Here is an 18,292-nt window from a genome sequence, read left to right on the forward strand (position 1 = left end):
CTGCGCGGTCCGATCCAGAAGCTGTGATGCTCGCCGTACCTCTCGTACGGCTGTGCTTCTCGCTTCAGCGTCGAACCGCTCGCGACGGTTCCTGCGCGAGCTTGCCGTGTCAGGAATCCGGAAAGCACAGGAATTGAAGTCATGACTACACAACACAACTCCTGGAACGAAATGGCGGGGCGGCTGCAATTCGATGGCCGCGCGGTCATCAACGGTGAACGTGTCGCCGCCGTGAGCGGGCAGACCTTCGACTGCACCTCGCCGGTCGATGGCCGCTTCCTGGCGGCCGTTGCGCGCGGAGATGCGGCGGATATCGATGCGGCGGTTGCCGTTGCTCGCGCTGCCTTTGAAGACCGCCGCTGGGCCGGGCTATCGCCGCGCTCGCGCAAGCAGATCATGATTCGCTTTGCCGATCTGATCCTCGCGCACAAGGACGAACTCGCGCTCACCGAAACGCTCGACATGGGCAAGCCGATCCGCAACGCCCGCGCCACCGACGTGAATGCCTGCGCCAACACGATCCGCTGGTACGGCGAGGCGATCGACAAGGTCTACGACGAGATTGCACCGACGGGTGACAACGCTCTTGCGCTGATTACCCGCGAACCGGTGGGCGTGGTGGGCGCCATCGTGCCGTGGAACTACCCGATGCTGATGGCCTCGTGGAAGATCGCGCCCGCGCTGGCGGTGGGCAACAGCGTGGTGCTGAAGCCCTCCGAGAAATCGCCGCTGACGGCGCTGCGCCTCGCCGAACTGGCATTGGAGGCGGGCATCCCGCCCGGCGTGTTCAACGTGGTGCCGGGATTCGGCCACGAAGCTGGCAACGCGCTGTCGTTGCACATGGATGTCGACTGCATTGCCTTCACCGGCTCGACCCGCGTCGGCAAACTCATCCTTGTCAATGCGGGGCAGAGCAACCTCAAGCGCGCATGGGCGGAGCTGGGCGGCAAGTCGCCCAACATCGTCTGCGCCGATTGTCCGGATCTGGATCGGGCAGTGGGTGCAGCGATCGGCTCGATCTTCTACAACCAGGGCGAGAGTTGCAACGCGCCGTCGCGCCTCTTCGTCGAGCGCTCGATCAAGGACGCCTTCCTCGAACGTGCGCTGGCGCTGATGCCGAAGTACCAACCGGCCGATCCGCTTGCCGACGACACGGTGATGGGTGCGCTGGTCGACAAGACACAGCTCGACACCGTGATGCGTTACATCGATTCGGGCCGCAAGGAAGGCGCCAAGCTGCTTGTGGGCGGCGAGCAGGCGCGTGCCGAAACCGGCGGTTTCTACGTCGCACCGACGATCTTCGATGGCGTGAAGAACGACATGACGATCGCGCGCGAAGAGATCTTCGGGCCGGTGCTGTCGGTCCTGGCGTTCGATGAGGTCGATGATGCGATCCGCCAGGCCAACCAGACCATCTATGGCCTGCAGGCCGGCGTGTGGACGCGCGACATCAACAAGGCCCACCGCATCGCCCGTGCCTTGCGTGCAGGCACCGTGCATGTGAACCAGTACGACGAAGACGACATCACCGTGCCCTTCGGCGGCTACAAGCAGTCGGGCAACGGGCGCGACAAGTCGTTGCACGCGATCGACAAGTACACCGAACTCAAGACGACCTGGATTGGTCTCGAATGAACGTCAGGAATGTGAACATGGCCAGCAACAAGGAACTCCACGAACGCCGTCTCGCCGCCACGCCGCGCGGCATCGCTGTCGGCAATTCGTTCTTCATCGATCGCGCCGAAAATGCGGAACTCTGGGACGTCGAAGGGCGCCGCTACATCGACTTCGGTGGCGGCATCGCGGTGCTCAACACCGGGCATCGCCATCCGAAGGTGATGGCCGCTGTCGCCGAACAGCTCGAACGCTTCACGCACAGCTGCTACCAGGTTGTGCCCTACGAGAGCTACGTCACCCTGGCGGAGAAGATCAACCAGCTCACGCCGGGCACCCATGCGAAGAAGACGGCGTTCTTCTCGACCGGCGCCGAAGCGGTTGAAAACGTCGTGAAGATTGCCCGTGCTGCGACCAAGCGCTCGGGGATCATCGCCTTTTCGGGCGCCTTCCACGGCCGCTCGATGATGGCCGCAGCGCTGACCGGCAAGGTGGTGCCTTACAAGGTTGGCTTTGGCCCCTTCCCGGGCGAGATCTTCCACGCCCCGTTCCCGGTGCCGCTGCATGGCGTGAGCGTTCAGGATTCGCTTGACTTCATCCAGCACCTCTTCAAGTCCGACATCGAGCCGGCGCGCGTCGCCGCGATCATCCTCGAACCGGTGCAGGGCGAGGGCGGTTTCTACCAGGCGCCGGTCGAGTTCATGGTCGCGCTACGCAAGCTGTGCGACGAGCACGGCATCCTGCTGGTGGCCGACGAAGTGCAGACTGGCTTCGGCCGTACCGGCAAGTGGTTTGCGATGGAGCACTACCCGGTGCTGCCGGACATCATGACCATGGCCAAGAGCATGGCCGGTGGCACGACCCTGTCGGCAGTCTGCGGCCGCGCCGAAATCATGGATGCGCCACTGCCGGGTGGCCTCGGTGGCACCTATGCAGGCAGCCCGATGGCGATTGCCGCCTCGCATGCCGTCATCGAAGTGATTGAGGCCGAAGGCCTGCTCGCGCGCTCCAACGCGCTGGGCGAAAAGCTCAAGGGTTTCCTCAACGAGATGCGCGCCAAGGTGCCGCAGATCGTCGATGTGCGTGGTCCCGGTTCGATGGTCGCGGTCGAGTTCAACGACCCGGCCACCGGCAAGCCGGATGCCGACTTCACCAAGCGGGTGCAGGCGAGGGCGCTCGAAAAGGGCCTGATCCTGCTGACCTGCGGTGTGTATGGCAACGTGCTGCGTCTGTTGTACCCGCTGACGACGCCGGATGCGATCTTCGACGAGGCCATGGGGATCCTCGCCGAAGCATTGCAGGGCAGTTGATGCCCGGCTTCGGTTTGCCGCGCGCGCTGGCCGGCTTGGCTGGCGCGCTGGCATTTCTGTGCGCATCCGGGGGGAGTGCCGCACAGACCGCACGACCCGCGACGGCGGTAGGTGTCAGCCTGCCGCTGTCCGGGGTTTCGGCGGAAATCGGATTGAGTTTTCTGGATGGTTTCAAGGCCTGTCTTGCGGCCGATCCGGTGGGCAAAACACTTGCGTTGCGGGTAACCGACGAGACAGAAGCGGAACTGGCCGCGGAAGACTTGAAAGGCTGGGAAGCCTCCGGCAAGGACGGTGTGCTCATGCTGACTGGTTTCTTCAGCGCGCCGGCGTCAAGCGCAGCGGTGAAGCGTGCCAACGCGGCAAAGATTCCGCTCGTCGCGCCGATGTCGGGTGGCGCTGCGGTCGTCGGTGATGCCGGTGGCTGGGTATTCCCGATCCGCAGCCCGGACAAGGTCATCGTGAGTGGCCTGGTTGCGCAAGGTGCACGTTTGGGTATCAAGCGCCTTGCGGTGCTGGCGACCCGCGACGCGGAAGGCGTCGAACTGGTGCCGATCGTACGTTCGGCGGCCGCGGCAAACGGGGTGCAACTGGTGGCGGTTGCCGAGGCTGAACTCGGTTCGGTGGAACTCGACAAGCAGGCGGCCGCAATACTCAACGCAAGGCCGGAAGGGGTGATCGCCCTCTCGGGCTATCAGTCGACCGCCGACCTGTTCCTGCGCTTGCGCAAGGCGGGCTTCGCCGGGCAGTTGCTGGCTTTCGGCGATGTCGGTTCGCGCCCGCTCACCCGTTTGATGGGGGCGACGGTGCGCGGTGTCGGCATCGGCCTGGCCGTGCCCTCGCCAGCGAACCAGAGCTTTCCGCTGGCGCGCGAGCTTGACGTCTTGATGCGCAAGGCCGGAAAGACGACCGACGAATTCACCCTCGAAGGTTGCATGGCAGCGCGCGTGATCGCCGACGCGATGCGCAAGTCCACCGCCAACCCACCGACGCGCGAGTCGTTGCGCAAGGCGCTGGAAAGCAGCAGGACGGTGGATGTGGGGGGCGTGGTGGTACATCTGCCGCGCGAGGACCGCGACAAGAACGCCGGCGAACTCGTCGTGCTGGGCGCTGACGGACGGATCTTGCGCTGACACAAGAGGCGGCGCGCAATGCTCGCGTTGCCATGAAATACAACAGAGAGAAGGAATCGCCATGACCATGGCCAATGGTGCAGAACTCAACAGCGTCGAAATGCTCAAGGCGCGTCTGCGCGAAGCGGGCGTGCGCTATGTTTTTGCACAATTCACCGACATCCAGGGCGTGGCCAAGGGCAAGACCGTGCCACTCGCGCACCTGGATGACCTGTTCGCGGCCGGCGCCGGGTTTTCCGGCCCGTCCATCTGGGGCACCGGTCTGCCGCGCCACGGCGCCCGCTCGGAGTATTACGGTCGTGGCGATATCACGACCGCGCAGGTTCTTCCGTGGCTGCCGGGGCATGCCCGCATCGTGTGCGATGGCTATGTCGGCGGCGAGCCCTTTGCCCTTTGCCCGAGACAGATCCTGCGTCGTCAGGTCGCGCGACTCGCTGAGCGCGGTTGGCGCCTGAACGCGGGGCTGGAGCCGGAATTCTTCCTGCTTCAACGTAACGCCGACGGCAGTGTGCGCCCGGCTGACCCGCACGACCGGCTGGAGAAACCTTCTTACGACTACAAGTCGCTGACGCGCCAGCAGGCCTTCCTGTGCCAGCTCACCGATGCCTTGCAGACCTGCGGGCTGGACGTGTTCCAGATCGACCACGAAGACGCCAGCGGCCAGTATGAGGTGAACTACCACTACAGCGACGCGCTGTCGGCGGCGGACCGCTTCATGTTGTTCAAGATGGCGGCGCATTCGATCGCCGAGTCGCTCGGCATGGTGTTTTCGATGATGCCCAAGCCGTTTGCCAACATGCCTGGGAGCGGCTTGCACTTTCACCTCTCGCTGGCGGACAAGGAAGATCGCGCCCTGTTCGCGGAACGCAGCGATCCGCAGGGTCTGGGCCTGTCGAAACTTGCGTACCACTTCGTCGCCGGGCTGCTGCACCACGCGCCGGCACTGGCGGCCTTGTGCGCGCCGACCGTCAATTCGTACAAGCGGCTGGTGGTGGGCGAATCGCTTTCAGGCACTACATGGGCGCCCGCGCACATCGGCTACGGTGATAACAACCGCACCACGCTGATCCGGGTCGCACATGCGCGACTCGAATGGCGCCTGCCCGACGCTTCGGCCAACCCTTACCTCGCGCTCGCGAGCGTGATCGCTGCCGGGCTCGATGGCATCGACCGCGCGCTCGAACCCGGCGCGCCTGTGACCGATGATCTCTATGAACTGATGCTGCCGGAGCTGCGCGTGCGCGGCATCCAGCAACTGCCTCAGAACCTTGGCGCGGCGGTGGATGCGCTTGAAGCCGATGCCGTGCTGGGTGAGGCCTTGGGCTCGGCCTTTACCGCTGAGTTCTGCCGCTTCAAGCGGGCCGAGTGGATCGAGTATTCGCGTGCCGTGCACGCGTGGGAAACCGAGCGCTACGCTGATCGCTTCTGACGGGGCGCAACCGGGCTTGTGACGAAATGGCGCCGTGCCGTGGCACGGCGCTACCATGACGCGTCTGCCCCTGAGCTTGTCGTGACCACGGGGCAATCAACCGATTGGTGCGGCACGCACATGAAAATGTCCTGGGCTACACGTGCATCACTTGCTCTGAGCGTGCTCTGCGCCGCATGCATGCCGCCACGCTTCAGCGAGCTGCAGCGCAACGTGCGCGAAGTCGACTCGCTGGCGGTGCTGCATGGCGAGGTCAGCGGTGCTCGCGCGGACAACGAATCCATCATCGTTGCAGCCATCGCCGGCACCGACGACGTGCCGCTTGTCGCAAACTATGGCGAAGTGCTTGCCAATGGTCGCTATCTGCTTCGCGTGACCGCCGGTACCAGCTACCGGCTGGTGGCCTTTCTCGACGCCAACCGCAACCTCAGGCTGGACGAGGGTGAGCGCGTCGGGGTCTTGCCGGCGCGCGCGCTCGGCGTGTCAGGCCGACCGGTGGGAGGCCTCAATATCGCGCTTGATCCGAAAGTTCAATTGAGCACTGCGGATCGCCGTGCATTGGGGGGCTTGAACGCGGTCAAACGCATCGAACTCCCGGTCGCGATGGGCAGTGTGGTCGACATCGACGATGCGACCTTCACGCCCGAAGTCGCGAGCAAGGGGCTGTGGGCGCCGAGCGACTTTCTCAGTGAAGTGGGGGGCGGCGTCTATTTTCTGCAGCCATACAGTGCTGCCAGAGTGCCGGTGCTCTTCGTCCACGGCGCCGGCGGGAATCCGCGGGAATTCGAGGTGCTTATCAACGCACTGGACCGCGACCGCTTTCAGCCCTGGGTCTATTACTACCCCTCCGGCGTGCGTCTGGAAGCCGCTGCGCAGGGCCTCGATTCGATCATTTCGGCCTTGCGCCGAGAACTCGGTTTCTCGCGCATGATCATCACCGCGCACAGCATGGGCGGGCTTGTTTCGATGGCGTACATCAAGCGCCAAGAGGCATCGGGAAAGCGTGACCTGGTGCCGCTGCTGGTCACGCTCGCAACGCCTTGGCGTGGTCATCGTGCCGCGGCACTGGGCGTCAAGCATGCACCGGTGGCAATCCCCTCCTGGATCGACATGCAGGAGGACAGCGATTTACAACAGGCGTTGTTCAGCCGGCCGCTTGCGAGCAGCACGCGCTTTGCGTTGTTGTTCGGATTCCATGGCGATTCAGGCGACGGGACGATCAGCCTGGCAAGTCAGCTGCGGCCGGAAGCCCAGCGCGACGCCGAGAAGGTGCTGGGCTTCGACGAGACGCATACGTCGATCCTGCGCTCAGAGGCGGTGCGCGATAACTGGCTGATGCTTCTGGATTCCGTCGTCCGACCCAAGCATTGAACCGGCCGCGCGGAAGGCCATCGAATCCAGCCGGCGTGGGTGTTCGATGGGGCCGGCGCCAAGCGCTGGCGTCTGAGCCAAGGCTTCACGTGCACGCCCGCATGCGTCATGCTTGTTGGATGATCAGCACTCGATATCTGGCTCTGACGGCGCTCGCGGGCGTGCAAATCCTTGCCGCGCCGATGACGTTTGCCGAGGTTTTGCGGGTCGGGCCGTCTGAACCGATACATACCATTGCGGAAGCCGCGCGTGCGGCCAAGGACGGCGATGTGGTCGAGATCGCCGCCGGCGATTACCGCGGCGACGTGGCGGGATGGACCCAGAAGACGCTGACGATCCGCGGCATTGGCGGGATGCCGCGCCTGTTTGCTGATGGTGCGTCGGCAGAGGGCAAGGGGATCTTCGTCGTGCGCGGCGAGCGCATACGCATCGAGAATCTTGAGTTTCGTGGTGCGAAAGTGCCCAGTCGCAATGGCGCGGGCATCCGCCTGGAGGCTGGCAAGCTGGCCGTGGTCGGCTGCCGTTTTCTCGACAACGAGAACGGCATCCTCACCGCGAACAAGGAGCAGATCGAACTTGACGTCGAGCGCAGCGAATTCGGCAACAACGGCGCAGGCGACGGGCAGAGTCACAACCTGTACGCAGGGGCGATTGCCCTCCTGAAGGTGACCGGCAGCTACTTTCATCATGCGCAGGTGGGGCATTTGCTGAAATCGCGGGCTCGCGAGAGTACGGTCATGTACAACCGGCTGACCGACGAAGCGGAGGGGCGCGCGAGCTATGAGCTGGAGTTCCCTTCGGGTGGCGTTGCCGTGGTGGTGGGCAACATTGTCGAACAGGCCGCCACGACTGAAAACGAGACCATGGTGAGCATCGGAGCCGAAGGCTTGAAATGGCCACGCAATGCGATCTATCTGGCGCATAACACTTTTGTAAACGACCTTCACCAGGGCGCCCGCCTGTTGTTCGCGCGGGAAGGTGTCGCGGTCTGGATGGGCAACAACCTGGCCAGCGGCGTCAGCTTTCCCGGCTCCGCGGGCGACGGCAATCTTGAAGCAGGGGCCGATGTGTTCGAGCGCCCGCAGGCGTACGACTACCGGATCAAGGCGGACGCGGCGGTGCCGCGCAGGCTTTCTGCGCCGTCCGCGCCAGACGGCACGCCGCTTACGCCCGAATTCGAGTATCGCCACCCGATGCAAATCCGCCGCCTGAGCGTGACGCGTTGGCTGCCCGGCGCGCTGCAATGAGGTCGCGAGGTGCATGCAAGGGTCTCAGGGGCGTGCGCGAGCGCTGTCGCGACGCCGACCGCCTGCCTCTGAAACGTCACCCAGGTAAATACCGAACCCGCTGCTGTTCTGCGGGATGACTGGAGCGAGTCCGTGCTGATTCGAAAACGCACCGCCTTTCTGTTGCTTGCCGCCTTGCTTGCGTGTGCGCTCGGTGTTGCCGTGGCCATCGTGGAGTCTGCTGCTTACCCACCGCGCCTGCTGGCGCCGTATGTGCAGCATCGTGCGGCTGGACACGCGCCCTGGATCGAGCGGACTGCCGCCTCGGTGTCGGCGCTCTTGCTGCGTCTGGACCGCGGCCCCGAGCGAACGGCCGCGCTGGAGTACCCGCGTTGGAAACCGCGCGCCATTGCGGCGTCGGATGCTGCCGCGGTGCGGACGCGGCTCGTCGCAAATCCCCTTGAACTGAAGGCAGCGATTGCCGACGCGCGGCCGGGCGATTCGATCCAGCTTTTGCCCGGGCGTTACGTGTTCGACGGCCGTTCGATCGAGGTGACACGCGCCGGCAGGCCGGATGCGCCGATCCGTGTCAGCGCGGCCCGGCCCGGTTCGGCAAAACTCGTCTTCAACATGCTCGAAGGTTTTCATGTACAGGCTGCGCATTGGCATTTCGATGGGCTCGAAATTGTCGGGACGTGCCCGCACGATTCGGACTGCGAACATGCCTTCCATGTCGTGGGCGAGGCGCAGGGCTTTTCGCTGCGCAACAGCGAAATCGTGGATTTCAACGCGCATCTGAAGATCAATGGTTCTGCGGGGCGCTTCCCCGACGGCGGTGTGATCGAGGGCAATATCCTGCGTAACACAAGGGGCCGCGACACAAGTGCGCCTGTCACGCCGATCGATCTTGTCGCGGCCAGTCACTGGCGGATCCGCGCCAACCTGATCGCGGATTTCCAGAAGACCCGGGGCGACCTGATCAGCTACGGCGCATTCGCCAAGGGCGCCGGTGAAGGCAATCGCTTCGAATCGAACGTGGTGCTGTGCGAATACCGTGTCGTCGGTACTGGGTCACGCGAAGTCGGCATGTCGCTTGGCGGTGGCGGTACCGATCGCAGCGCGTGTCGCGACAAGCTGTGCGTGGCCGAGCAGGCTGACAGCGTGCTCAGCAGCAATCTGGTGGCCTTCTGCACGGACGACGGCATCTACCTCAATCGGGCGACACGCTCACTGGTGGCGCACAACACGGTGATCGATACCGCGGGCATTCAGGCGCGCTACGAAGAGACCGGCGGGACACTGCGCAATAACCTGGTCGATGGCGTGGTGCGGCTGCGTGATGGTGCATCGATGCAGCAGCAGGGCAACCGCAGCGATCGTGTGATCGGCGCCTATCTCGGGCTGCATCCGGTGCGCAAGCTGTTTGTCGATTTCGCGGCGCTCGATCTGGCGTGGTCTGGCAGCGGGCCGGGGCGCGTCGATGGCGACGGTGAACGCGACATGTGTGGGCGCTTGCGACAGGGTTCGGCCGCCGTGGGCGCTTTTTCAGATATTGCCGACTGCGCGTCTGCCGAGCACTCCATGCCGGCGAACTGAGTGGTCTTCTTGCGGCGGTCGCCTCGCAAGCTTCCGCCTCGCCTGACAGTGCTGCTTTGTGGCGACCCGGTTGGCCAACTGGCGTGCGGACGCCAAACAGGGAATGGTCGGCCTGTGCCGCGCAGGCGCGCTAAGCCGCCCGCGCCTGCCGCCGCTCGAAGCGCATCTCGCGCAGGGTTTCCACCTTGCCGTCTTCATGCTGGGTTTCGAGGCGAACGTTGAAACCCCACAGGCGCGCCACATGGCGCAGTACCTCGTCCATGCTGTCGCCGATCGGGCGACGATGGTAGGCGTGGTGACGCAGCGTCAGCGAGCGGTCGCCGCGCAGGTCCACGTTCCAGACCTGGATACTGGGTTCGCGGCTGCCGATGTTGTACTGGTCCGAAAGCTTTTCGCGGATCGCGCGATAGCCCGCTTCGTCATGGATCGCGGTGACATGCAGCTTCTGCTTGCGATCGTCGTCGAGCACCGCGAAGAGCTTGAAGTCGCGCATCAGCTTGGGCGAGAGGAACTGCGCGATGAAGCTCTCGTCCTTGAAGCTGCGCATCGCGAAGTCGAAGACTTCATGCCAGTTGCCACCGGCGATGTCCGGGAACCACCTGCGATCTTCATCGGTCGGCTGCTCGCAGATGCGGCGGATGTCGGTCCACATTGCAAAGCCCAGCGCGTACGGGTTGATGCCTGAATACCACTTCGAGTTGTAGGGCGGCTGCATCACCACGTTGGTGTGGGAGTGCAGGAATTCCATCATGAAGCTGTCGGTCAGCAGGCCTTCGTCGTAGAGCGTGTTGAGCAGTGTGTAATGCCAGAACGTGGCCCAGCCTTCGTTCATGACCTGCGTCTGACGCTGCGGGAAGAAGTACTGCGCGATCTTGCGCACGATGCGCACCACTTCGCGCTGCCAGGGTTCGAGCAGCGGTGCATGCTTCTCGAAGAAGTAGAGCAGGTTCTCTTCGGGCTCTGGCGGGAAGCGGACGGTTTGCACTTCGCTCGGCTTGACCTCGTGCGCGGGCAGCGTCCGCCAAAGGTCATTGACCTGGCTTTGCAGGTACTCCTCGCGTTCGTGCTGGCGTAGCTGTTCCTTTTCGAGCGAGAGCTTTGGCGGGCGCTTGTAGCGATCGACGCCGACATTCATCAGCGCGTGGCAGGAGTCGAGCAGCAGTTCAACTTCCTCTTCACCATAGCGTTCTTCGCACTGGGTGATGTAGCTGCGCGCAAAGACCAGGTAGTCGATGATCGCGTCGGCGTTGGTCCAGGTGCGGAAGAGGTAGTTGCCCTTGAAGAAGGAGTTATGACCGTAGGCGGCGTGGGCGATCACCAGCGCCTGCATCGTCATGGTGTTTTCTTCCATGAGGTAGGCGATGCAGGGGTTCGAATTGATGACGATCTCGTAGGCGAGCCCCATCTGCCCGCGCCGGTAACCCTTCTCGGTCGACAGGAAGTGCTTGCCGAAGCTCCAGTGGTGGTAGTTCACCGGCATGCCGACCGAAGCGTAGGCATCCATCATCTGCTCGGACGTGATGACCTCGATCTGGTTCGGGTAGGTGTCGAGCCCATGCGCCTGAGCGACCCGCGCGATCTCGCGGTGGTACTCGTCGATCAGCTCGAAGGTCCACTCGGCTGGTGCCGGAAGGGGCTTGCGTCGCTTCTTCATGCGCTGGTCTTCTTGAAGAGTTCGCGGAATACCGGATAGATGTTGGCGAGCGCCTCGATGCGTTGCATCGCGAAGTTGCCGAAGCTGCCTTGCAGTTTCTCGTATTCCCGCCAGAGATTCTGCGGTTCACCCGGCGTGATCTCGATGTAGGCGAAGTGCTGCACGAAGGGCAGGATGCCCTCGGCGAGCAGTTCGCGGCAGCGCGGCGAGTCGTTTTCCCAGTTGTCGCCGTCCGAGGCCTGCGCGCCATAGATGTTCCACAGGCTGGTGGCATAGCGCTCGCGGATGATGTCCTTCATCAGTTCAAGTGCGCTGGATACGACCGTGCCGCCTGACTCGCGCGAGTGGAAGAAATCCTCTTCATCGACTTCTTTCGCGACGGTGTGGTGGCGGATGAACACCACTTCGATCTTCTCGTAGTTCCGTGTCAGGAACAGGTACAGCAGCATGAAGAAGCGCTTGGCCGTCGCCTTCTTTTCCTCGTCCATCGAGCCGGACACATCCATCACGCAGAACATCACTGCGCGGGTCGAGGGCTTGGGAACGCGGATGCGGTTGTTGTAGCGCAGGTCGACCTTGTCGATGAAGGGGATGCCCTCGATCTTGGCGCGCAGGCTTTCGATCTTCTCGAGCAGATCCTGGATGTCGGGGTGCGAGTCCGGGTGCTTCTTGCGCAACTCGGCGAGCGCATCCTGCGCTTCCCGCAGGTCGGCGGAGTAGGGTGAGCCGATGGCCAGACGTCGCCCGAGTGCGCCCCGCAGCGAGCGGACGATGTTGATGTTGGCCGGCGTACCGCTGGAGGTGAAGCCCGCGCGTTGCAGCTTGTACTCCGGGATCGCGGCGAGTTGCGTCTTCACCAGGTTGGGCAGCGCGAGGTCGTCGAAGAACACATCGAGGAATTCTTCGCGCGAGAGCTGGAAGACGAAATCGTCCTCGCCTTCGCCCTCATTGCTCGCCTTGCCTTTGCCCGATCCGCCTCCGCCGCCGAGCGGACGGTCGACCTCGTCGCCTGCGGCGAACTGGTCGTTGCCGGAAAACACAGTTTCCCATTCGCCGCCGCGCCCCAAGCCGAACTGCGGCTCGGAAATGTCCTTGGTCGGGATCGACACGCTTTCGCCGTTGTCGACGTCGCGGATCGAGCGGCCGTCGATGGCGTCGGCGACGGCCTTGCGGATCTGCTGCTTGAAACGCCGAAAGAAGCGCTGGCGGTTAACCGCGCTTTTGTTCTTGCTGTCGAACCGCCTGTCGATGATGCGGACCATCGTGGGCATCCTCGCGCCTCCGCATTCGGGAGGCGCAACCGTTCAGGAAAGCGTGGCGCTCAGGACGACTTGCGCACGCGCAGATACCAGTCGCACAACAGTCTCACCTGATTCTCGGTATACCCCTTTGTAATCATGCGATTGACGAAGTCCTGATGCTTCTTCTGTTCTTCCTGGCTGCCCTTGGGCGTGAAGGAAATAACCGGGAGCAGGTCTTCCGTGTTCGAGAACATCTTCTTCTCGATCACCGCGCGCAGCTTCTCGTACGAGGTCCAGCTCGGGTTCTTGCCGTTGTTCTTGGCGCGCGCCCGCAGCACGAAATTCACCACCTCGTTGCGGAAGTCCTTCGGATTGCTGATGCCGGCCGGTTTCTCGATTTTCTCCAACTCGTCGTTGAGCGCCGAGCGGTCGAAAATCTCGCCGGTGTTCGGGTCGCGGTATTCCTGGTCCTGTATCCAGAAGTCCGCGTAGATCACATAGCGATCGAAGATGTTCTGTCCGTACTCGGAGTAACTTTCCAGATAGGCGGTCTGGATTTCCTTGCCGATGAATTCGGCGTAGCGCGGCGCCAGGAACTCCTTGATGAAGGCGTTGTAGCGCTGCTCTACCTCCGGCGGGAATTGTTCCTGCTCGATCTGCTGTTCAAGCACGTACATCAGGTGCACCGGGTTGGCGGCCACTTCGCGGTGATCGAAGTTGAATACGCGCGACAACACCTTGAACGCGAAGCGGGTCGAGAGTCCCGCCATGCCTTCATCCACCCCCGCATAGTCGCGGTACTCCTGGTATGACTTGGCCTTCGGGTCGGTGTCCTTGAGATTTTCGCCGTCGTAGACGCGCATCTTCGAGTAGATGCTGGAGTTTTCGGGTTCTTTCAGGCGCGACAGGGAGACGAACTGCGCCAGCATCTTGAGAGTGTCCGGTGCGCACGGCGCCGCCGACAGCGAGCTGTTCTGCAGCAGTTTTTCGTAGATGCGGATCTCTTCGGAGACGCGCAAGCAGTACGGCACCTTCACCGTGTAGATACGGTCGAGGAAGGCCTCGTTGTTGCGGTTGTTCTTGAACTGCATCCATTCGGATTCGTTCGAGTGGGCGAGGATCACGCCATCGAAGGGAATCGCGCCGAAGCCTTCGGTGCCCTTGTAGTTGCCTTCCTGCGTCGCGGTCAGTAGCGGATGCAGCACCTTGATCGGCGCCTTGAACATCTCGACAAATTCCAGCAGGCCCCGGTTGGCGAGGCACAGGCCGCCGGAGTAGGAGTAGGCGTCCGGGTCGCTTTGCGAGTAACGATCGAGCATGCGGATGTCGACCTTGCCGACCAGCGAGGAAATGTCCTGGTTGTTCTCGTCGCCCGGCTCGGTCTTGGCGACCGCGATTTGATGGAGTGCCGACGGGCGCAGCTTGACCACGCGAAACTTGGTGATATCGCCATTGAACTCGTGAAGCCGCTTCACAGCCCACGGCGACATGATCGTGTTCAGGTAGCGGGCGGGTATCCCGTAGTCGCCTTCAAGGATCTTGCCGTCTTCGGCCGGGTCGAACAGCCCGAGCGGCGACTCATGCACCGGCGACCCCTTGATCGCGTAGAACGGCATCTTCTCGATCAGGCTCTTGAGCTTTTCCGCCAGGGAGGACTTGCCACCACCAACCGGCCCGAGCAGGTAGAGGATCTGCTTCTTCTCTTCCAGGCCCTGAGCAGCGTGCCGGAAGTAGGAGACGATGTTTTCGATCGCCTCTTCCATGCCGTAGAACTCGCGGAAGGCCGGATAGATCTTGATGACCTTGTTCGAGAAGATCCGAGACATTCGAGGATCCAGCCGGGTATCGAGCATCTCGGGCTCGCCGATTGCCATCAGCATCCGTTCGGCTGCGGTGGCGTAGGCCAACGGATCGGATCGGCAAAGGTCGAGGTACTCCTGGATCGAGAGTTCCTCTTCCTTGGTGGCATCAAAGCGGGCCTGGTAGGCAGCGAAAATGCTCATGGTCGATCCTCCTCGTCTCATTGCCCGTCAGGCGCGTCGGGCAGGGGCTGGATACATGTCGTTTAACGGCCTCGGCGCCTCAAAGTTGAGAGGTGCTCGCCAAAGTCTCTGTGACGAAGACTGCCGATGATTGAGTCTGGTTCCCCAGCGAGAGATTCGCCAGCGGGTTTTTGTCACTTCACTGCAAATCCTCGGCGAGTCGGGGGTCTCCATGCGTGTTTTCCTTCGCAATCAAGGGTTTGGCTTGCGCGCTTCGCGGTGTATCGGGGGTTCCGGTTGGCCTTGGGCCCTGTGGTAGAATCGAAGGTTTCGAGAACCACCGTAACTGACCGGCGGGCTCTCTGTCCTGCTGTGTCTCGCCAACGGGCGACGCCACGCATGGGTGGCGGAGCGCCCTTCAGTCGCCTTCCAAGGAACACATTGAATGCAGACCAACGAAGTGACGCCTGGCGCGCTTGAGCGCCGCATCGACATGTCGGTGACTGTCGCTGATATCGAACGCGAAGTCGAAACGCGCCTGAAGAAGATGTCCCGCACCGTCAAGATGCCCGGCTTCCGCCCGGGCAAGGTGCCGTTCAAGATCGTTTCGCAGACTTATGGTCCGCAAGCGCGCTCCGAGGCGATCGGGGCTGCGGTCGAGAAGGCCTTTGGCGAGAAGATTCGTGAGCAGAACCTGCGTGTTGCAGGCTATCCGCGTATCGAGCCGAAGCAGGGCGCGGCTGCCGACGTGCTCGAATTTTCGGCGGTTTTCGAGGTCTATCCAGAAATCGCGCTTGCCGATATCAGCGGCAAGCAGATCGAGCGCCCGGTTCTTGCTGTTGGCGAAGCCGAAGTCGACCGCACCATTGAAATCCTGCGCAAGCAGCGCACGACTTTCGAAGCGGCGGATCGTGCTGTTGCGTCGGGCGACCGTGTAACGATCGACTTTGTCGGCAAGAAGGATGGCGAACCATTCCAGGGTGGCACGGCCGAAGATTTTCCGTTCGTTGTTGGTGCGGGCAGCATGCTGCCGGACTTCGAAGCCCAGGTTCAGGGCGTCGAGATCGGTGCAAGCAAGACGTTTGACCTGACCTTCCCGGCCGAATACCAGGCCCAGGATCTGGCTGGCAAGACCGTCCAGTTCGAAATCACCGTGAAAAAGGTTGAAGCACCGAAGCTGCCGGAAGTCGATGCCGAATTCGCGAAGGCGCTTGGCGTTGCCGATGGCGATGTCGCGAAGATGCGCGAAGAGGTGAAGGCGAATCTTGAGCGCGAAGTGCGTCGCCGCATTCAGGCTCAGGTCAAGGAGCAGGTGATGAATCTGCTGCTCGACGCCAATCCGGTTGAAGTCCCGAAGGCCTTGGTCGAAACTGAAAGTGAGCAGTTGGCCGCGAATGCGCGCCAAGATTTTGCATCGCGCGGCATGGATGTTTCGAAGATGCCGATCGAGCCTGCGTGGTTTGCAGATCAGGCGGTGCGCCGGGTCAAGCTTGGCTTGGTTCTTGCTGAAGTCGTGAAGGCGAATCAGCTCCATGCGAAGCCTGAGCAGATCCGCGCAATGGTCGACGACTACGCGTCGAGCTTCGAGGATCCGGCCGAAGTCGTAAAGTGGTACTACTCGCAGCCGCAGCGCCTTGCGCAAGCGGAAGCGATCGTGATCGAAGACAATGTGGTCGAATGGGCGCTCAAGACGGCGCAGGCAACTGACAAAGCCGTCGCGTTCGACGAACTGATGGGCAACAATACCGGCCGCTGAGCGGAAGGACGATATGAACCGAAACCGAACCAGCGCTTCCTGGCAGTCGGACTGGGACCCTCAGGGCCTCGGTCTGGTGCCGATGGTGATCGAGCAGAGTGGTCGTGGCGAACGCGCCTACGACATCTACTCGCGTTTGCTCAAAGAGCGCATTGTCTTCCTCGTTGGTCCGGTCAACGATGCGACGGCCAATCTGGTTGTCGCACAGTTGCTGTTCCTCGAGGCGGATAACCCGGACAAGGATATCTACTTCTACATCAACTCCCCGGGTGGTTCGGTGACGGCCGGCATGGCGATCTACGACACCATGCAGTTCATCAAGCCGGACGTCAGCACGTTGTGTGTCGGGCAGGCCGCCAGCATGGGCGCCTTCCTGTTGTCCGCCGGTGCCAAGGGCAAGCGCATCTCCTTGCCCAATTCGCGCATCATGATCCATCAGCCGTTAGGTGGCTTCCAGGGTCAGGCCTCGGATATCGAGATCCATGCGCGCGAGATCCTGTCCTTGCGCGCCAAGCTCAACGACATCCTTGCGCGGAACACTGGCCAGACGGTTGAACAGATCGAGCGTGATACCGATCGCGACAACTTCATGTCCGCGGACGAAGCGGTGACCTACGGGTTGGTCGACAAGGTGTTGTCGAATCGCCTGCAGGCGGCCGAGTAAGCAGCCCTAATCTAGCGAGACGCGAGCATGGCAGACAAAAAGACCGGTGGCGAGAAGCTGCTCTATTGCTCGTTCTGCGGCAAGAGCCAGCACGAGGTACGCAAACTTATTGCGGGCCCGTCGGTGTTCATCTGCGACGAGTGCATCGAACTCTGTAACGACATCATCCGCGATGAAGTCGGAAGCGATTCGTCGTCGAAGGCTGACCGGAGCGATCTTCCGACGCCGAAGGAAATCGGGTCGATCCTAGATCAGTATGTGATTGGCCAGGATCCGGCCAAGCGCATCCTTGCCGTTGCGGTGTACAACCATTACAAGCGGTTGCGTCATCAGACTCGCACCGACGAGGTTGAGATCTCCAAGAGCAACATCCTGCTCATCGGGCCGACCGGATCCGGCAAGACGCTGTTGGCGCAGACGCTGGCCCGCCTACTGAACGTTCCGTTCGTGATGGCCGATGCGACCACGCTCACCGAGGCAGGTTACGTGGGCGAGGACGTCGAGAACATCATCCAGAAGCTGCTGCAGAAGTGCGATTACGACGTCGACAAGGCGCAGCAAGGGATCGTCTACATTGACGAAATCGACAAGATTTCGCGCAAGGCTGACAACCCGTCGATTACCCGGGATGTGTCCGGCGAGGGCGTTCAGCAGGCATTGCTGAAGCTAATCGAAGGCACGGTGGCCGCGGTACCGCCGCAAGGGGGGCGCAAGCATCCCAATCAGGACTTCGTGCAGGTCGATACGACCAATATCCTCTTCATCTGCGGCGGAGCCTTCGACGGTCTGGACAAAGTCATCCGCAATCGTTCCGAGAACGTGGGGATTGGTTTCGGCGCGACCGTGAAGAGCCGCGATGGTCGCAACGTCAGCGAAGCATTGCGTTCGGTTGAGCCGGAGGACCTGATCAAGTACGGCCTGATTCCAGAGTTTATCGGCCGACTGCCAGTGGTGGCGACCCTGCAGGAGCTGGACGAGGCGGCACTGATCCAGATTCTCGTCGAACCGAAGAATGCGCTGGTCAAGCAGTACCAGAAACTCTTTTCGATGGAAGGGGTTGAACTGGAAGTCCGCCCGAGTGCGCTGCAGGCGATTGCCCGCAAGGCACTCAAGCGCAAGACCGGTGCGCGCGGTTTGCGTTCGATTCTTGAGACAACCCTTCTCGACATCATGTACGAACTGCCGGGTATGGAAAACGTTTCCAAGGTGGTCGTCGACGACAGCACCATCGAAGGGACCGGCCAGCCCCTTCTCATCTACGCAGATCAGCCGAAGGTTTCCGGCTCCAACTGATTCGGCCTTATGAGGTCGGCTTGAAA

13 protein-coding genes are annotated in these 18,292 nt (G+C 62.3%); 10 read left to right on the plus strand and 3 right to left on the minus strand.

What is annotated here, in order from left to right; genetic code table 11:
* The first annotated feature begins 141 nt into the window (after positions 1-141).
* The 7 genes from GGR36_RS01600 to GGR36_RS01630 all read left to right on the plus strand — a co-directional run bounded on the left by GGR36_RS01600 (position 142) and on the right by GGR36_RS01630 (position 9,676).
* Positions 142-1,635 carry an aldehyde dehydrogenase gene (locus GGR36_RS01600; protein ID WP_183631214.1) on the plus strand — a complete coding sequence of 498 codons (1,494 nt, stop codon included), beginning with the start codon at positions 142-144 and terminating at the stop codon, positions 1,633-1,635.
* A 17-nt stretch (positions 1,636-1,652) separates the two neighbouring features.
* The gene (gene gabT / locus GGR36_RS01605) at positions 1,653-2,924 is read left to right on the plus strand and encodes a 4-aminobutyrate--2-oxoglutarate transaminase (protein ID WP_183631216.1); all 1,272 of its coding nucleotides are present in this window, start codon (positions 1,653-1,655) and stop codon (positions 2,922-2,924) included.
* Complete coding sequence (locus tag GGR36_RS01610; RefSeq protein WP_183631218.1) at positions 2,924-4,054, plus strand: ABC transporter substrate-binding protein; 1,131 nt, start codon at positions 2,924-2,926, stop codon at positions 4,052-4,054. The genes gabT and GGR36_RS01610 overlap by 1 nt, the downstream gene beginning before the upstream one ends.
* A 61-nt stretch (positions 4,055-4,115) precedes the next feature.
* Positions 4,116-5,483: a type III glutamate--ammonia ligase gene (glnT, locus tag GGR36_RS01615; protein ID WP_221229473.1), complete on the plus strand. Its 1,368-nt coding sequence runs from the start codon at positions 4,116-4,118 to the stop codon at positions 5,481-5,483.
* A gap of 180 nt (positions 5,484-5,663) precedes the next feature.
* A complete protein-coding gene (locus GGR36_RS01620) occupies positions 5,664-6,854 on the plus strand; it encodes an esterase/lipase family protein (RefSeq protein ID WP_183631220.1) in 1,191 nt (396 codons plus the stop codon).
* Positions 6,851-8,101: a right-handed parallel beta-helix repeat-containing protein gene (locus tag GGR36_RS01625; RefSeq protein WP_183631222.1), complete on the plus strand. Its 1,251-nt coding sequence runs from the start codon at positions 6,851-6,853 to the stop codon at positions 8,099-8,101. Before GGR36_RS01620 ends, GGR36_RS01625 begins: the two co-directional genes overlap by 4 nt.
* Positions 8,102-8,233: 132 nt before the next feature.
* Complete coding sequence (locus GGR36_RS01630; RefSeq protein WP_183631224.1) at positions 8,234-9,676, plus strand: right-handed parallel beta-helix repeat-containing protein; 1,443 nt, start codon at positions 8,234-8,236, stop codon at positions 9,674-9,676.
* Positions 9,677-9,806: 130 nt separating this feature from the next.
* On the opposite strand, the gene GGR36_RS01635 is transcribed toward GGR36_RS01630, so the two are convergent.
* Genes GGR36_RS01635 through GGR36_RS01645 form a run of 3 tightly spaced genes read right to left on the minus strand, consistent with a single transcriptional unit; the run spans position 9,807 to position 14,574 of the window.
* Entirely contained in the window at positions 9,807-11,330 is a 1,524-nt protein-coding gene (locus GGR36_RS01635) for a SpoVR family protein (protein ID WP_183631226.1), read from the minus strand.
* The gene (locus GGR36_RS01640; RefSeq protein ID WP_183634858.1) at positions 11,327-12,592 is read right to left on the minus strand and encodes a YeaH/YhbH family protein; all 1,266 of its coding nucleotides are present in this window, start codon (positions 12,590-12,592) and stop codon (positions 11,327-11,329) included. Before GGR36_RS01640 ends, GGR36_RS01635 begins: the two co-directional genes overlap by 4 nt.
* A 59-nt stretch (positions 12,593-12,651) precedes the next feature.
* Positions 12,652-14,574: a PrkA family serine protein kinase gene (locus tag GGR36_RS01645; RefSeq protein ID WP_183631228.1), complete on the minus strand. Its 1,923-nt coding sequence runs from the start codon at positions 14,572-14,574 to the stop codon at positions 12,652-12,654.
* 424 nt (positions 14,575-14,998) lie between these two features.
* Between GGR36_RS01645 and tig the strand changes: the two genes are divergently transcribed.
* Genes tig through clpX form a run of 3 tightly spaced genes read left to right on the plus strand, consistent with a single transcriptional unit; the run spans position 14,999 to position 18,266 of the window.
* The gene (gene tig, locus GGR36_RS01650; protein WP_183631230.1) at positions 14,999-16,309 is read left to right on the plus strand and encodes a trigger factor; all 1,311 of its coding nucleotides are present in this window, start codon (positions 14,999-15,001) and stop codon (positions 16,307-16,309) included.
* Positions 16,310-16,322: 13 nt separating this feature from the next.
* Positions 16,323-16,973, plus strand: coding sequence for an ATP-dependent Clp endopeptidase proteolytic subunit ClpP (clpP, locus tag GGR36_RS01655; protein WP_183631232.1), 651 nt, complete (start codon positions 16,323-16,325; stop codon positions 16,971-16,973).
* A 27-nt stretch (positions 16,974-17,000) separates the two neighbouring features.
* Positions 17,001-18,266 (plus strand): ATP-dependent Clp protease ATP-binding subunit ClpX, encoded by a 1,266-nt coding sequence (gene clpX, locus GGR36_RS01660; RefSeq protein ID WP_183631234.1) that lies wholly within the window; start codon positions 17,001-17,003, stop codon positions 18,264-18,266.
* The last annotated feature ends 26 nt before the right edge of the window (positions 18,267-18,292 follow it).

Source organism: Niveibacterium umoris (genome assembly GCF_014197015.1).
In the GTDB taxonomy this organism is placed as follows: Bacteria; Pseudomonadota; Gammaproteobacteria; order Burkholderiales; family Rhodocyclaceae; genus Niveibacterium; species Niveibacterium umoris.

Excerpts from the sequence above, each read along its gene's own strand:
- GGR36_RS01600 (WP_183631214.1), top strand. The coding sequence starts at position 142 with ATGACTACACAACACAACTCCTGGAACGAAATGGCGGGGCGGCTGCAA.
- gabT (WP_183631216.1), top strand. The coding sequence starts at position 1,653 with ATGGCCAGCAACAAGGAACTCCACGAACGCCGTCTCGCCGCCACGCCG.
- GGR36_RS01610 (WP_183631218.1), top strand. The coding sequence starts at position 2,924 with ATGCCCGGCTTCGGTTTGCCGCGCGCGCTGGCCGGCTTGGCTGGCGCG.
- glnT (WP_221229473.1), top strand. The coding sequence starts at position 4,116 with ATGACCATGGCCAATGGTGCAGAACTCAACAGCGTCGAAATGCTCAAG.
- GGR36_RS01620 (WP_183631220.1), top strand. The coding sequence starts at position 5,664 with ATGCCGCCACGCTTCAGCGAGCTGCAGCGCAACGTGCGCGAAGTCGAC.
- GGR36_RS01635 (WP_183631226.1), bottom strand. The coding sequence starts at position 11,330 with ATGAAGAAGCGACGCAAGCCCCTTCCGGCACCAGCCGAGTGGACCTTC.
- GGR36_RS01640 (WP_183634858.1), bottom strand. The coding sequence starts at position 12,592 with ATGGTCCGCATCATCGACAGGCGGTTCGACAGCAAGAACAAAAGCGCG.
- GGR36_RS01645 (WP_183631228.1), bottom strand. The coding sequence starts at position 14,574 with ATGAGCATTTTCGCTGCCTACCAGGCCCGCTTTGATGCCACCAAGGAA.
- tig (WP_183631230.1), top strand. The coding sequence starts at position 14,999 with ATGCAGACCAACGAAGTGACGCCTGGCGCGCTTGAGCGCCGCATCGAC.
- clpP (WP_183631232.1), top strand. The coding sequence starts at position 16,323 with ATGAACCGAAACCGAACCAGCGCTTCCTGGCAGTCGGACTGGGACCCT.
- clpX (WP_183631234.1), top strand. The coding sequence starts at position 17,001 with ATGGCAGACAAAAAGACCGGTGGCGAGAAGCTGCTCTATTGCTCGTTC.